At 54.4% G+C, this 15,438-nt stretch carries 9 protein-coding genes, 1 tRNA gene, 3 rRNA genes and 1 pseudogene; 12 read left to right on the forward strand and 2 right to left on the reverse strand.

Annotation, left to right across the window (positions count from 1 at the left end):
* Positions 1-3: 3 nt before the first annotated feature.
* From rbsA to rbsR, 5 genes are all read left to right on the forward strand, one after another.
* Positions 4-1,509, forward strand: a complete 1,506-nt coding sequence (gene rbsA / locus EPYR_RS00070; RefSeq protein WP_012666406.1) for a ribose ABC transporter ATP-binding protein RbsA — start codon at positions 4-6, stop codon at positions 1,507-1,509.
* Between the two features lie 2 nt (positions 1,510-1,511).
* A complete protein-coding gene (rbsC, locus tag EPYR_RS00075; RefSeq protein WP_012666407.1) occupies positions 1,512-2,480 on the forward strand; it encodes a ribose ABC transporter permease in 969 nt (322 codons plus the stop codon).
* A gap of 149 nt (positions 2,481-2,629) precedes the next feature.
* Positions 2,630-3,511 (forward strand): ribose ABC transporter substrate-binding protein RbsB, encoded by an 882-nt coding sequence (gene rbsB, locus EPYR_RS00080; RefSeq protein ID WP_012666408.1) that lies wholly within the window; start codon positions 2,630-2,632, stop codon positions 3,509-3,511.
* A gap of 61 nt (positions 3,512-3,572) precedes the next feature.
* Entirely contained in the window at positions 3,573-4,502 is a 930-nt protein-coding gene (gene rbsK, locus EPYR_RS00085; protein WP_012666409.1) for a ribokinase, read from the forward strand.
* 2 nt (positions 4,503-4,504) lie between these two features.
* Positions 4,505-5,506, forward strand: a complete 1,002-nt coding sequence (rbsR, locus tag EPYR_RS00090) for a ribose operon transcriptional repressor RbsR (protein ID WP_014538410.1) — start codon at positions 4,505-4,507, stop codon at positions 5,504-5,506.
* Here rbsR and EPYR_RS00095 read toward each other — a convergent pair.
* Positions 5,503-6,900, reverse strand: a complete 1,398-nt coding sequence (locus tag EPYR_RS00095; protein WP_012666411.1) for a DHA2 family efflux MFS transporter permease subunit — start codon at positions 6,898-6,900, stop codon at positions 5,503-5,505. The two genes, rbsR and EPYR_RS00095, sit on opposite strands and share 4 nt — an antisense overlap.
* Positions 6,901-7,462: 562 nt before the next feature.
* Here EPYR_RS00095 and EPYR_RS00100 point away from each other — a divergent pair.
* From EPYR_RS00100 to rrf, 4 genes are all read left to right on the forward strand, one after another.
* A 16S ribosomal RNA gene (locus EPYR_RS00100) occupies positions 7,463-9,002 on the forward strand.
* A gap of 71 nt (positions 9,003-9,073) precedes the next feature.
* Positions 9,074-9,149: transfer RNA gene (locus tag EPYR_RS00105), tRNA-Glu, on the forward strand.
* A 225-nt stretch (positions 9,150-9,374) separates the two neighbouring features.
* A 23S ribosomal RNA gene (locus tag EPYR_RS00110) occupies positions 9,375-12,371 on the forward strand.
* A 235-nt stretch (positions 12,372-12,606) separates the two neighbouring features.
* Positions 12,607-12,722, forward strand: a 5S ribosomal RNA gene (rrf, locus tag EPYR_RS00115).
* Together the 16S, 23S and 5S rRNA genes with 1 tRNA gene alongside form the textbook arrangement of a ribosomal RNA operon.
* An 88-nt stretch (positions 12,723-12,810) precedes the next feature.
* Here rrf and mobA read toward each other — a convergent pair.
* The gene (gene mobA / locus EPYR_RS00120; protein WP_012666412.1) at positions 12,811-13,374 is read right to left on the reverse strand and encodes a molybdenum cofactor guanylyltransferase MobA; all 564 of its coding nucleotides are present in this window, start codon (positions 13,372-13,374) and stop codon (positions 12,811-12,813) included.
* A gap of 48 nt (positions 13,375-13,422) precedes the next feature.
* Between mobA and EPYR_RS20910 the strand changes: the two are divergent.
* From EPYR_RS20910 to dsbA, 3 genes and pseudogenes are all read left to right on the forward strand, one after another.
* Positions 13,423-13,635 (forward strand): annotated as a pseudogene (locus tag EPYR_RS20910) (DUF1040 family protein).
* A gap of 118 nt (positions 13,636-13,753) precedes the next feature.
* Complete coding sequence (locus EPYR_RS00130; protein ID WP_012666413.1) at positions 13,754-14,746, forward strand: serine/threonine protein kinase; 993 nt, start codon at positions 13,754-13,756, stop codon at positions 14,744-14,746.
* A 49-nt stretch (positions 14,747-14,795) separates the two neighbouring features.
* Entirely contained in the window at positions 14,796-15,425 is a 630-nt protein-coding gene (gene dsbA / locus EPYR_RS00135) for a thiol:disulfide interchange protein DsbA (protein ID WP_012666414.1), read from the forward strand.
* Positions 15,426-15,438 lie beyond the last annotated feature (13 nt).

The following is a 15,438-nucleotide window of genomic DNA, read 5'->3' on the forward strand; positions in this document are numbered from 1 at the left end:
CTTATGCAACCTTTGTTGCAACTGAAGGGCATTGACAAGTCTTTCCCCGGCGTTAAGGCGTTATCGGGCGCTGCGCTGTCGGTTTACCCCGGGCGGGTGATGGCGCTGGTGGGAGAAAACGGCGCGGGCAAGTCCACCATGATGAAAGTGCTGACCGGCATCTACGCTCGCGATGCCGGGTCTTTTCTCTGGCTGGGGCAGGAAACCCTGTTTAACGGCCCGAAAGCGTCGCAGGAGGCGGGGATTGGCATCATACATCAGGAGCTGAACCTGATCCCACCGTTGAGCGTTGCCGAAAACATCTTTCTTGGCCGTGAACCTGTCAACCGCTTCGGCCGTATTCAGTGGAAGAAGATGTATGCAGCAGCGGACGCGCTGCTGCAACGCCTGAATCTGCGCTTTCGCAGCGACAGGCTGGTGGGCGAACTGTCGATTGGCGATCGGCAGATGGTGGAGATCGCTAAAGTTCTGAGTTACGAGTCAAAAGTTGTCGTGATGGACGAACCAACGGATGCGTTGACCGATACCGAAACCGCCTCACTGTTCCGCGTCATTGGTGAGTTAAAAGCCCAGGGCTGCGGCATCGTCTATATCTCGCATCGTATGAAAGAGATATTTGCGATTTGCGATGACGTCACTATCTTCCGCGACGGGCAGTTTATCGCCGAATATAACGTGGCGGCGCTGAACGAAGCGTCATTGATTGAAATGATGGTCGGGCGCAAGCTGGAAGAGCAGTACCCACGCGTACATAACGCGCCGGGTGAAGTGCGTCTGAAAGTTGAAAACCTCAGCGGATCCGGCGTGGAAAACGTCAGCTTTACGCTGCGCAAAGGTGAAATCCTTGGGGTGGCTGGCCTGATGGGGGCCGGGCGTAGCGAACTGATGAAAGTGCTGTACGGCGCGCTGCCTCGCAGTAAAGGGCGGGTAACGCTGGAGGGTAAAGCTGTGCTGGCGCGCTCCCCACAGGAGGGGCTGGCCAATGGCATCGTTTATATCTCTGAAGACCGTAAGCACGATGGCCTGGTGCTGGGGATGTCGGTAAAAGAGAACATGTCGCTGACCGCGCTTAACCACTTCAGCTATGGCGCAGGCCGACTGAAACATGCGCAGGAGCAGCAGGCGGTAGAGGATTTTATCAAGCTGTTCAATGTGAAAACCCCGTCAATGGACCAGGCGATTGGCCTGCTTTCCGGCGGTAATCAGCAGAAAGTGGCGATTGCGCGTGGGCTGATGACGCGGCCCAAAGTACTGATCCTCGATGAACCGACGCGCGGCGTCGACGTTGGGGCGAAAAAAGAGATTTATCAGCTGATTAACCAGTTTAAACAAGAAGGGCTGAGCATCATTCTCGTCTCTTCCGATCTGCCGGAAGTGCTGGGCATGAGCGATCGCGTGCTGGTGATGCACGAAGGTCGCCTGAATGGTGACTTCCCGATCGAGCAGGCCTCGCAGGAGATGTTGATGGCGGCGGCAGTAGGTAAACATGACAGCACGGAGCGGGTATAACGATGAGCACACACATCCTTTCTTCACGCAGCCTGATAACAAAGGCATGGCTGCTTGAGCAGAAATCACTGATTGCGCTGGTGCTGTTGATTGCCATCGTTTCCAGCATCAGCCCGAACTTCTTCACCGTTGGCAACCTGTTTAACATCCTGCAACAGACCTCGGTGAACGCCATTATGGCGGTGGGAATGACGCTGGTGATCCTCACCTCCGGTATCGATCTCTCCGTGGGGTCACTGCTGGCTCTGACCGGCGCGGTGGCGGCCTCGCTGGTTGGGCTGGAAGTGAATGCGCTGGTGGCGGTGGCGGCTTCACTGGTGCTAGGAGCCGGTATCGGTGCGATAACCGGCCTGATAGTGGCGAAAGGCAACGTGCAGGCGTTTATCGCCACGCTAGTGATGATGCTGCTGCTGCGTGGGGTGACGATGGTTTATACCAACGGTAGCCCGGTCAATACTGGCTTTAGCGATAACGCTGACCTGTTTGGCTGGTTCGGGATCGGCCGTCCGCTGGGCATCCCAACCCCGGTTTGGCTGATGGCGGTGGTCTTCCTCGCAGCCTGGTACATGCTGCATCATACCAGGCTTGGCCGCTATATCTACGCGCTGGGCGGCAATGAAGCGGCGACGCGTCTTTCAGGCATTAGCGTCAATCGCGTCAAAATTATCGTCTACTCCCTGTGCGGCATGCTGGCCGCGCTGGCTGGCACCATTGAAGTTGCGCGCCTCTCCTCGGCCCAGCCGACGGCAGGCACGGGCTATGAGCTGGATGCCATCGCTGCGGTGGTGCTGGGGGGCACCAGCCTGGCAGGCGGTAAAGGGCGGATTATGGGGACTTTGATTGGCGCGCTGATCCTGGGTTTTCTGAATAACGGGCTAAACCTGCTCGGTGTTCCCTCTTACTACCAAACGATCGTCAAGGCAGTGGTCATTTTGCTGGCGGTGCTGGTGGATAACAAAAGCAGTAAATAACTCTTTTACCCTTTATTCCTGACGCTGTAGCTACGTTGGCTGCGTGCATTCACCCCAGTCGCTTACCCTGGTAAGCTGTTGGCGATTCATGCACTTGCCGCTTTGCTGTAACGCCAATGATTTCGGGTATAACCTTAAAGGATATTAAAATGAAGATGAAAAAATGGACTATGCTGGCACTGCTGTTAGGCGCAACGCTTAGCGCTAACGCGCTGGCAAAAGAGACCATCACGCTGGTGGTGTCTACCCTGAATAACCCGTTCTTCGTGTCGCTGAAAGAGGGCGCGCAGAAAGAGGCGGACAAGCTGGGTTATCACCTGGTGGTGCTGGATTCGCAGAACAACCCGGCGAAAGAGCTGGCCAACGTGCAGGATCTGACGGTGCGCGGTAGCAAACTGCTGCTGCTTAACCCTACGGATTCTGACGCCGTGGGGAACGCGGTGAAAATGGCTAACCAGGCCAATATCCCGGTTATCACGCTGGATCGCCTGGCGACGCAGGGCAAAGTGGTCAGTCACGTTGCTTCTGATAACCGTGCAGGCGGTAAGCTGGCCGGTGACTATATGGCGCAAAAGGTCGGTGAAGGAGCAAAAATTATTGAACTGCAGGGTATTGCCGGTACTTCTGCTGCGCGCGAGCGTGGTGAAGGGTTCAAACAGGCCGCCGTTGCACACAAATTCAATATCCTTGCCAGCCAGCCAGCTGACTTCGACCGTACCAGGGGGCTGAATGTGATGCAGAACCTGCTGACTGCGCACCCGGACGTGCAGGCGGTGTTTGCCCAGAACGATGAAATGGCGCTGGGTGCACTGCGCGCATTGCAAACGGCGGGCAAAACTGATGTGGTCGTGGTGGGCTTCGACGGCACGCCGGACGGTATTAAAGCGGTACAGGGCGGCAAACTGGCGGCGACCGTTGCGCAGTTGCCGGAGCAGATCGGCGCGATTGGCGTTGAGACGGCGGATAAAGTCCTGAAAGGCCAGCAGGTTCCGGCTATCAATCCGGTTGAACTGAAACTGGTAACCCCATAAAACACAGAAAAGCATGGCACGCGCCACCTGTGGGTGGCGCAGCTATCTGGACAATTCCCTGATGAAAAAAACCGGCAGGCTGGCCGTCCTCGGCAGCATCAACGCCGATCACATTCTGAATCTGGCGCACTTTCCGCGTCCGGGCGAAACGGTGATCGGGAAGCAGTATCAGGTCGCATTCGGTGGAAAAGGCGCTAACCAGGCCGTTGCCGCCGCACGCAGCGGCGCGGATATGGCGTTTATCGCCTGTGTAGGCGAAGACGATATCGGCGGGCGTATTCGCCAGCAGTTGGCTAACGATCGCATTGATGTCGCTTCTGTCGCGGTTATCAGCGGGGGGGCTACCGGCGTGGCGCTGATTTTTGTCAACGGTGAGGGTGAAAATACCATCGGTATTTATGCCGGTGCCAATGCCGCTCTAACGCCGGAGCGCGTGCTTGAGCATCAGCAGACGATTGCGCAAGCACAGGTTTTACTGATGCAGCTGGAGTCGCCGCTGGATAGCGTGCTGGCAGCAGCGCGTATTGCACAGCACCACCACACGCGGGTGGTGTTGAATCCGGCCCCGGCGACGCAACTTTCGGATGAGCTGCTGGCGCTGGTCGATATCATCACCCCCAATGAAACCGAAGCGCAGATCCTGACCGGCATAGCGGTAAACAGTGACGAAGACGCAGCCCGTGCCGCACAAAAGCTGCATGAGAAAGGCATTGCAACGGTGCTGATTACGCTTGGCAGCCGGGGTGTATGGCTCAGTGAGCAGGGTAACGGTCACTGTGTTCCCGCGTTTAGCGTGGCAGCCGTAGATACTATCGCTGCCGGGGATACCTTTAACGGCGCGTTGATGACCGCATTACTGGAGCAGCGTCCGATGACGGAATCGGTGCGTTTTGCCCATGCCGCTGCGGCGATTGCCGTGACGCGCCATGGCGCGCAGCCTTCCGTTCCGTGGCGTGACGAAATAGACAGCTTCTTGCAGCGGCGGGGGTAAATGTGGCAACGATGAAAGATGTCGCCCGTCTGGCGGGCGTTTCAACTTCTACCGTATCGTACGTGATTAATAACAATCGCTTCGTCAGTCCAGCGGTGCGTGAAAAGGTGACCTCGGCGGTCAGACAGCTCAACTATGCACCCTCGGCGCTGGCGCGCAGCCTGAAGCTAAATCAGACCCGCACCATAGGCATGTTGCTTACCGCCAGCAGCAATCCCTTCTATGCCGAAGTGGTGCGTGGCGTGGAGCGCAGCTGCTATGAGCGCGGTTACAGCCTGGTATTATGTAACACGGAAGGGGACGAGGATCGTATGAACCGCAGCCTGGAAACGCTGATGCAAAAACGTGTCGACGGCCTGTTGATCATGTGTACTGAAAGCCACCTGCCATCCGCCGACATTCTCAGCCGTTACCCTGGCGTGCCGGCGGTGATGATGGACTGGGCGCCGTTCGAATGGAGTAAGGACATTATTCAGGATAACGCGCTGTTAGGTGGGAACGTGGCGACTCGTCACCTTATTTCCCGGGGTTATAGCCGAATTGCCTGTATCACGGGGCCGCTGGATAAGACTCCGGCACGCATGCGCCTTAAAGGTTATCAGCAGGCGATGGCCAACGCCGGGTTAACCATTCCGGCAGGTTATATTATGAGCAGTGACTTTGAGTTTCAGGGCGGTTTCAACGCCATGAATGAGCTGCTGGCGCTCCGCCCAGCGCCCCAGGCCGTATTTGCCTGTAATGACGCGATGGCGGTCGGGGTTTATCATGCTTTATACCAAGCGGGAATGAGCATCCCGCAGGATATGGCGGTGGTGGGCTATGACGATATCGAGCTGGCGCGTTATCTGACCCCGCCGCTCAGTACCATTCATCAGCCCAAAGATGAACTGGGAGAACTGGCGATCAACGCCTTGCTGCACCGTCTGGCCGATCCGATGGCCGAGACGCAACTGCTGGTACTCACACCGGAATTGATTGAACGCGCCTCGGTCGATGAGATCTAAGTTTTCTGCTTATCGCGATCGCTAATCAGATTGCCGCCGTCTCCTGGCTTCAGCAGCAGGAATACCAGCGCTGACAGCACGGTAACGATGCCCATGGTCAGGAAAGTAGCATGGAATTGATACAATGTGCCGCCGCCAAAATCTTCATAAAACCGCAGTACTGCGGCGCTGACCGCAACACCAAAACCTATTGCCAACTGCTGCGTGACGGCCAGCAGGCTGTTACCGCTGCTGGCGCTACCGTCGTTCAGATCGGCCAGGGTGATGGTGTTCATCGCCGTAAACTGAGTTGACATGGCCAATCCCAGAATAAACAGCGGGATCAGCAATGCTAAAATATTCCAGTTCTCCGATTGTAAAGAGAACGATGCCACCAGTACGCCAATTATCACGCTAATGCCTCCCAGCGTTTTTCGGTAACCAAACCCGCGTAGTACGCTCGTCACCATCGACTTAGCCAATACAGAACCCAGCGCGAGGGGGGCCATCATGCAGCCAGCCAGCAGCGCGGTATAACCAAAGCCGACCTGCAACATCAATGGCATCAGGAACGGAACACTGCCAGTACCCAGGCGTGAGAAGATGTTGCCGACGATACCAACGGAAAACGTGCGCGTCTTGAAAATGGGGAGTGGGATCATCGGAGAGGGATGTCGCCGGGCATGGACTATATAGAGGAGCAGTAACGCTATCCCTGCCAGCAGAACGACCAGCGCAATCAGGCTGGACACCACGCGCTCGCCAAATAGTTCAATTCCACTGGAGATGCCCACCAGTCCCAACCCAAACAGCAGGAAGCCCAGAACATCAAAGCGGCGCTTCGGCGTGGTGAAGTCCGGCATATATTTGCGCGCGAAGAAGATGCCGAGGACGCCAATAGGAATGTTAATCAGGAAAATCCACTGCCATGAGGCCCATGTGACCAGCACGCCACCGAGCAATGGGCCGAGCACCGGGCCAACAAGCCCCGGCATAGTGACAAAGTTAAGCACCTGAAGCAGTTCACTACGCGGATAGGCACGCAGCAGCGCGAGACGTGCCACCGGCATCATCATTGCGCCACCAACCCCCTGCACGATACGCGAAGCAACCAGCATCTCCAGCGACCCGGACAGCGCGCAGGCCAGTGAACCCAGTGAGAACAGAAAGACCGCGCTTATAAACACTCTACGAGTACTAAAGCGGTCAGCCAGCCAGCCACTGACCGGGATTAGCATGGCCACCGTCAGTGTATAGCTGATAATAGTGGACTGCATTGCCAGCGGGGAGCGTTCCATACTTTGGGCGATAGCGGGCAGAGCGGTATTAAGGATGGTGGCATCCAGCGCCTGCATAAAGAATGCCATCGCGGCAATCCACGGAAGTCCGGCCATACTGCGCGCGGATTTAATCATTATTTGTCCTTTCTGTTCGTCTGATTTTCATGTGAGTGTCCTGTGATTCAGAAAGAATAGCATCTCGTTTTAGCTCGAAGCGCTACTCAAGGACACTTTTCAGACCCGGAATGCGGGTTTATTGGTCTGAAGATGTATGTTTTTAAGGCTTCTGAAGAAAAAACACTCGCCCGGTCATTTTTTTGCAATAAATGCTTGTCAGCCGTCAGAAACTCCCTATAATGCGCCTCCATCGACACGGAACAACGGCTTNCAGGCCACGGTGTTGAGAGGTTCAGGAAGTGCTGAACCGCCGGAAAAANCTCTGAAAAAGAGGTTGACTCCGAAGGAGGAAAGCGTANTATACGCCACCTCGCGACAGTACGCTTCAGCGACTTGTTGCACCGCTCTTTAACAATTTATCAGACAATCTGTGTGGGCACTCGCAGGATTGATATCAGCGCCGCAAGGCGCAAAAAATATCAAGCCTCATGAGTGAACACATAATGACATTCATTATGACGTTTTACGATTGAGCATCGCTGTCCTGTTTGTAAAAGCAGGTTTCAGCAAATCGAACTTTTAATTGAAGAGTTTGATCATGGCTCAGATTGAACGCTGGCGGCAGGCCTAACACATGCAAGTCGAACGGTAGCACAGAGAGCTTGCTCTCGGGTGACGAGTGGCGGACGGGTGAGTAATGTCTGGGAAACTGCCCGATGGAGGGGGATAACTACTGGAAACGGTAGCTAATACCGCATAACGTCTACGGACCAAAGTGGGGGACCTTCGGGCCTCACACCATCGGATGTGCCCAGATGGGATTAGCTGGTAGGTGGGGTAACGGCTCACCTAGGCGACGATCCCTAGCTGGTCTGAGAGGATGACCAGCCACACTGGAACTGAGACACGGTCCAGACTCCTACGGGAGGCAGCAGTGGGGAATATTGCACAATGGGCGCAAGCCTGATGCAGCCATGCCGCGTGTATGAAGAAGGCCTTCGGGTTGTAAAGTACTTTCAGCGGGGAGGAAGGGGGAAAGGTTAATAACCTTTTTCATTGACGTTACCCGCAGAAGAAGCACCGGCTAACTCCGTGCCAGCAGCCGCGGTAATACGGAGGGTGCAAGCGTTAATCGGAATTACTGGGCGTAAAGCGCACGCAGGCGGTCTGTCAAGTCGGATGTGAAATCCCCGGGCTTAACCTGGGAACTGCATTCGAAACTGGCAGGCTAGAGTCTCGTAGAGGGGGGTAGAATTCCAGGTGTAGCGGTGAAATGCGTAGAGATCTGGAGGAATACCGGTGGCGAAGGCGGCCCCCTGGACGAAGACTGACGCTCAGGTGCGAAAGCGTGGGGAGCAAACAGGATTAGATACCCTGGTAGTCCACGCCGTAAACGATGTCGACTTGGAGGCTGTTCCCCTGAGGAGTGGCTTCCGGAGCTAACGCGTTAAGTCGACCGCCTGGGGAGTACGGCCGCAAGGTTAAAACTCAAATGAATTGACGGGGGCCCGCACAAGCGGTGGAGCATGTGGTTTAATTCGATGCAACGCGAAGAACCTTACCTGGCCTTGACATCCACGGAATTTTGCAGAGATGCGGAAGTGCCTTCGGGAACCGTGAGACAGGTGCTGCATGGCTGTCGTCAGCTCGTGTTGTGAAATGTTGGGTTAAGTCCCGCAACGAGCGCAACCCTTATCCTTTGTTGCCAGCGATTCGGTCGGGAACTCAAAGGAGACTGCCGGTGATAAACCGGAGGAAGGTGGGGATGACGTCAAGTCATCATGGCCCTTACGGCCAGGGCTACACACGTGCTACAATGGCGCATACAAAGAGAAGCGACCTCGCGAGAGCAAGCGGACCTCATAAAGTGCGTCGTAGTCCGGATCGGAGTCTGCAACTCGACTCCGTGAAGTCGGAATCGCTAGTAATCGTAGATCAGAATGCTACGGTGAATACGTTCCCGGGCCTTGTACACACCGCCCGTCACACCATGGGAGTGGGTTGCAAAAGAAGTAGGTAGCTTAACCTTCGGGAGGGCGCTTACCACTTTGTGATTCATGACTGGGGTGAAGTCGTAACAAGGTAACCGTAGGGGAACCTGCGGTTGGATCACCTCCTTACCTGAAGATACCTTCCGGCGCAGTGTCCACACAGATTGTCTGATAGAAGTAACGAGCAAAGTCACACCAGAGTCCCCATCGTCTAGAGGCCCAGGACACTGCCCTTTCACGGCTGTAACAGGGGTTCGAATCCCCTTGGGGACGCCATACCGGTAACGAAGTGAAAGACGTTATCAACCGTATCTCAAAACTGATTCCACCTTAACGGTGAGTCACGTTTGAGATATTTGCTCTTTAATAATCCGGAACAAGCTGAAAATTGAAACGACGTGTCGTATTCATTCGCCGTAATAAGAATGAAGCTAACGATANGTTCGAGTCTCTCAATGCCTGCAACTGACAGACGTCTTTCGGGACGCTTGTGGGTTGTGAGGTTAAGCGACTAAGCGTACACGGTGGATGCCCAGGCAGTCAGAGGCGATGAAGGGCGTGCTAATCTGCGATAAGCGTCGGTAAGGTGATATGAACCGCAACAACCGACGATACCCGAATGGGGAAACCCAGTGCAATCCGTTGCACTATCATGTCATGAATACATAGTGGCATGAGGCGAACCGGGGGAACTGAAACATCTAAGTACCCCGAGGAAAAGAAATCAACCGAGATTCCCCCAGTAGCGGCGAGCGAACGGGGAACAGCCCAGAACCTGAATCAGTTTGTGCTTTAGTGGAAGCGTCTGGAAAGTCGCGCAGTAAAGGGTGACAGCCCCGTACACAAAAAGGCACTTATTGTGAGTTCGATGAGTAGGGCGGGACACGTGACATCCTGTCTGAATATGGGGGGGACCATCCTCCAAGGCTAAATACTCCTGACTGACCGATAGTGAACCAGTACCGTGAGGGAAAGGCGAAAAGAACCCCGGCGAGGGGAGTGAAACAGAACCTGAAACCGTGTACGTACAAGCAGTGGGAGCACCTTCGTGGTGTGACTGCGTACCTTTTGTATAATGGGTCAGCGACTTATATTCTGTAGCAAGGTTAACCGTATAGGGGAGCCGCAGGGAAACCGAGTCTTAACCGGGCGTTAAGTTGCAGGGTATAGACCCGAAACCCGGTGATCTAGCCATGGGCAGGTTGAAGGTTGGGTAACACTAACTGGAGGACCGAACCGACTAATGTTGAAAAATTAGCGGATGACTTGTGGCTGGGGGGTGAAAGGCCAATCAAACCGGGAGATAGCTGGTTCTCCCCGAAAGCTATTTAGGTAGCGCCTCGTGAACTCATCTCCGGGGGTAGAGCACTGTTTCGGCCAGGGGGCCATCCCGGCTTACCGATCCGATGCAAACTGCGAATACCGGAGAATGTTATCACGGGAGACACACGGCGGGTGCTAACGTCCGTCGTGAAGAGGGAAACAACCCAGACCGCCAGCTAAGGTCCCAAAGTCATGGTTAAGTGGGAAACGATGTGGGAAGGCCCAGACAGCCAGGATGTTGGCTTAGAAGCAGCCATCATTTAAAGAAAGCGTAATAGCTCACTGGTCGAGTCGGCCTGCGCGGAAGATGTAACGGGGCTAAACCATGCACCGAAGCTGCGGCAGCGGACGTATCACCCGGGCACATTCACGGTAGTGGATAACGATTGACGGAGCGCAGCGACGTCAATGCGCCCATNAAAGTCGAGTGGGCCTCGGGATACGTCCGTTGGGTAGGGGAGCGTTCTGTAAGCCGTCGAAGGTGGACNGTGAGGTCTGCTGGAGGTATCAGAAGTGCGAATGCTGACATAAGTAACGATAAAGCGGGTGAAAAGCCCGCTCGCCGGAAGACCAAGGGTTCCTGTCCAACGTTAATCGGGGCAGGGTGAGTCGACCCCTAAGGCGAGGCCGAAAGGCGTAGTCGATGGGAAACGGGTTAATATTCCCGTACTGGGTGTTACTGCGAAGGGGGGACGGAGAAGGCTATGTTGGCCGGGCGACGGTTGTCCCGGTTTAAGCGTGCAGGCTTGAGTTCCAGGCAAATCCGGAACTCTTTAAGGCTGAGGCGTGATGACGAGGCACCACGGTGCTGAAGTGACAAATGCCCTGCTTCCAGGAAAAGCCTCTAAGCATCAGGTAACATCGAATCGTACCCCAAACCGACACAGGTGGTCAGGTAGAGAATACCAAGGCGCTTGAGAGAACTCGGGTGAAGGAACTAGGCAAAATGGTGCCGTAACTTCGGGAGAAGGCACGCTGGCGCGTAGGTGAAGCGACTTGCTCGCGGAGCTGAAGCCAGTCGAAGATACCAGCTGGCTGCAACTGTTTATTAAAAACACAGCACTGTGCAAACACGAAAGTGGACGTATACGGTGTGACGCCTGCCCGGTGCCGGAAGGTTAATTGATGGGGTTATCCGNAAGGAGAAGCTCTTGATCGAAGCCCCGGTAAACGGCGGCCGTAACTATAACGGTCCTAAGGTAGCGAAATTCCTTGTCGGGTAAGTTCCGACCTGCACGAATGGCGTAATGATGGCCAGGCTGTCTCCACCCGAGACTCAGTGAAATTGAACTCGCTGTGAAGATGCAGTGTACCCGCGGCAAGACGGAAAGACCCCGTGAACCTTTACTACAGCTTGACACTGAACATTGAGCCTTGATGTGTAGGATAGGTGGGAGGCTTNGAAGCGTGGACGCCAGTCTGCGTGGAGCCAACCTTGAAATACCACCCTTTAACGTTTGATGTTCTAACCTGGCGCCGTAATCCGGCGTGGGGACAGTGTCTGGTGGGTAGTTTGACTGGGGCGGTCTCCTCCCAAAGAGTAACGGAGGAGCACGAAGGTCAGCTAATCACGGTCGGACATCGTGAGGTTAGTGCAATGGCATAAGCTGGCTTGACTGCGAGAGTGACGGCTCAAGCAGGTGCGAAAGCAGGTCATAGTGATCCGGTGGTTCTGAATGGAAGGGCCATCGCTCAACGGATAAAAGGTACTCCGGGGATAACAGGCTGATACCGCCCAAGAGTTCATATCGACGGCGGTGTTTGGCACCTCGATGTCGGCTCATCACATCCTGGGGCTGAAGTAGGTCCCAAGGGTACGGCTGTTCGCCGTTTAAAGTGGTACGCGAGCTGGGTTTAGAACGTCGTGAGACAGTTCGGTCCCTATCTGCCGTGGGCGCTGGAAGATTGAGAGGGGGTTGCTCCTAGTACGAGAGGACCGGAGTGAACGCACCGCTGGTGTTCGGGTTGTCATGCCAATGGCATTGCCCGGTAGCTAAGTGCGGAAAAGATAAGCGCTGAAAGCATCTAAGCGCGAAACTTGCCTCGAGATGAATCTTCCCTGGGTCCTTGAGACCCCTGAAGGGACGTTGAAGACGACGACGTTGATAGGCCGGGTGTGTAAGCGCAGCGATGCGTTGAGCTAACCGGTACTAATGACCCGTGAGGCTTAACCTTACAACGCCAGAAGCGTTCTGGTGAGTATTGAGAGACGAAGAGACAATTTTCAGCCTGTACCGGATAAGAAATTAGCGGAAACGAGATTCGTTTCTGTGTCCGAGTATTTTACGTTGCGGCAAGGCGGCAACTGAGCCGAGTCGGCGGGAGCATACACGAGTATGTGACCGTTGCGAGCGAAGGAAGCCAACGCNGCAGCGGCGTAAAAGACGAAGGACAGAGCACAAAGAATTTGCCTGGCGGCTTTAGCGCGGTGGTCCCACCTGACCCCATGCCGAACTCAGAAGTGAAACGCCGTAGCGCCGATGGTAGTGTGGGGTCTCCCCATGCGAGAGTAGGGAACTGCCAGGCATCAAATCAGGCAAAAGGCCATCCTCCGGGATGGCCTTTTTGCGTTCTGAACAATCTGTTTCGGTTCCCAGAGTTTAGCCTTTACAGCCTACAGAAGATCTTCCGGATAGTTAAAATTGCGAAATGCAGGTTCTCCCTGAGCAAACAAAACGCTGTGCCCTCCTGCCTGTTGAAGAAACAGCATCAATTTCCGATCCCCTTGCATCAGATATTGCTGAAGTGAATCAGCAAGGCTTCGATGCAGCAGCACCTGTGTAGGGTGGTCACGCTCCCCGGTTCGCGCCCAGACCGCACGGGCTTTACCTCTATATAGCCACAAATGCTGAGCCATGTTTTCAGGTAAACAGGGAGTATCACAGGAGGTGAAAACCACCCAATCCGTTTCCACCTGCTGCAATGCCGCCAGTATTCCAGCCAACGGGCCGGGAAAGTCTGCCATCGTGTCGCGGATTACCGGCACACCGCTCTGTTGATATACCTCAATATTCCGATTGGCACTGATCCATACAGTGGTAACCTGGGGCTGCAAACGTTGCAGCACATGCTGATAAAGAGGTTGGTTATGCCATTTAATCAGTCCTTTATCTGCTCCCCCCATACGGCTGCTGCGGCCACCCGCAAGGATCACCCCGGTTACTGGCAGTTTGGTCATTTGATTACACCTGATGCTATCGTGATTAATTGATTCGGGGACAACATTATGAAATGCCACCGCCTTAATAAGTTAATCAGTTTACTGCAACCTGCCTGGCAACAGCATCCCGAACTGAACCGAGTTCAATTTTTACAGACCTTAGCCGATGTAGCCGGTTGATGGATTAATGGATTAATGGATGATATGCTGATCTACTCGCTTAAAATGCGCGGAAGCGACAAAGTTGCAGAAATTCCCGGCCTGAAAAGACGATCTTAAGACAGCAACGCCGCGTGCGCGGGGTGTAATTAAGGAATAAATCCACTCCCGGTCCCGGACGCGGCTGATTTAATGGTATTCTTGAAGGCCAGTTTGCAACCACCAGCGAGCCAGCCGGATGCCAGAACCTGCTTTTAACTTTGATACTTTAACGCCAGATACTATTCTTGATGCGCTCTGGGGCACAGGGCTGCGCGTAGAGTCCGGATTGACAGCGCTGAACAGCTATGAAAACCGCGTCTATCAGTTCTTTGATGACGAGAAGCGCCGTTATGTCGCGAAGTTTTACCGCCCGCAGCGCTGGTCACAGGCGCAGATTGCGGAAGAACATCAGTTTTCTGCGGAACTGCTTGCCGATGAAATCCCGATCGCGGCACCGCTGATGTTGCAAGAGGCAATGCTCCACCAGCACCAGGGGTTCTGGTTTGCGGTGTTCCCAAGCCTTGGTGGACGGCAGTATGAAACGGATAACTACGATCACCTTGAGTGGGTGGGGCGCTTTTTAGGGCGTATCCATCAGGTGGGACAACGTAGAGAATTTTCTGCAAGACCAACTATCGGCCTGCAGGAATACATTGATCAACCTTTGCAGATCCTGAGTACCAGCCCGCTGGTCCCCGCTAAGTTAAAAGATCAACTCCTTACCTGTGTTGAGCGCCTGCGCGCAACGCTGCTCAATTGTTGGCATACTCAGTGGCAGCCATTGCGTTTACACGGTGACTGCCATCCAGGCAATATTCTGTGGCGTGACGGACCGCTTTTTGTTGACCTTGATGATGCACGTAATGGCCCGGCCATTCAGGATTTATGGATGTTGGTTAACGGCGACCGCCGGGAACAGCGTCTGCAATGGGAAATCCTGTTGGAAGCTTACGGTGAGTTCTGTGAATTCGATACTCATCAACTGTCACTGATTGAACCTTTACGTGCCATGCGGATGGTTTATTATCTGGCTTGGGTAGTGCGTCGTTGGCAAGATCCGGCATTCCCGGTGAACTTCCCATGGATGACGGATGAGGATTTCTGGCGCCGACAGATTTCCATATTCAATGAACAGAACAAGCTGTTGCAAGAGCCTCCGCTTCAGCTGTTGCCTGTATTCCCGGTGTGACCGCCCTTTGGTTCGCCTACAGAGTTTGTAACTAGGAGAGAGTTTCACAATGAAAAAGATTTGGTTAGCGCTCGTCGGTATGGTTCTGGCATTTAGCGCCTCAGCGGCTCCATTTACCAACGGCCAGCAGTATGTCACCCTCGATAAGCCCGTTACCGGCGAACCGCAGGTTCTTGAATTCTTCTCATTCTATTGCCCGCATTGCTACGAGTTTGAACGCGTGTGGCACGTCAGCGAAGCGGTGAAAAAAAATCTTCCAGCCAATGTTAAAGTGACGAAGTACCACGTTGAATTCCTTGGTGGCGATATGGGGAAAGCGGTAACCCAGGCATGGGCTGTAGCGATGGCGCTGGGTGTTGAAGATAAAGTGACCGCCCCTGTTTTTGAGGGTATTCAGAAAACTCAGACCATCACCGACCCTGCAACGCTAAAAGAGACGTTTGTTAAAGCTGCGGGAATTAAGCCAGCAGATTACGATGCTGCCTGGAATAGCTTCGTGGTGAGATCTCTGGTCGCACAGCAGGAAAAAGCAGCAGCTGACATGGATCTGCGAGGCGTGCCGGCGATGTTCGTTAATGGCAAATATATGGTTAATAGCGGTGGACTGGATACCAGCTCAATGGATAACTACGTTCAGCAATATGCTAACCTGGTGAACTTCCTGACTACCCAGAAGTAAGCTTACCAACAGG

Source organism: Erwinia pyrifoliae DSM 12163, from assembly GCF_000026985.1.
GTDB lineage: Bacteria > Pseudomonadota > Gammaproteobacteria > Enterobacterales > Enterobacteriaceae > Erwinia > Erwinia pyrifoliae.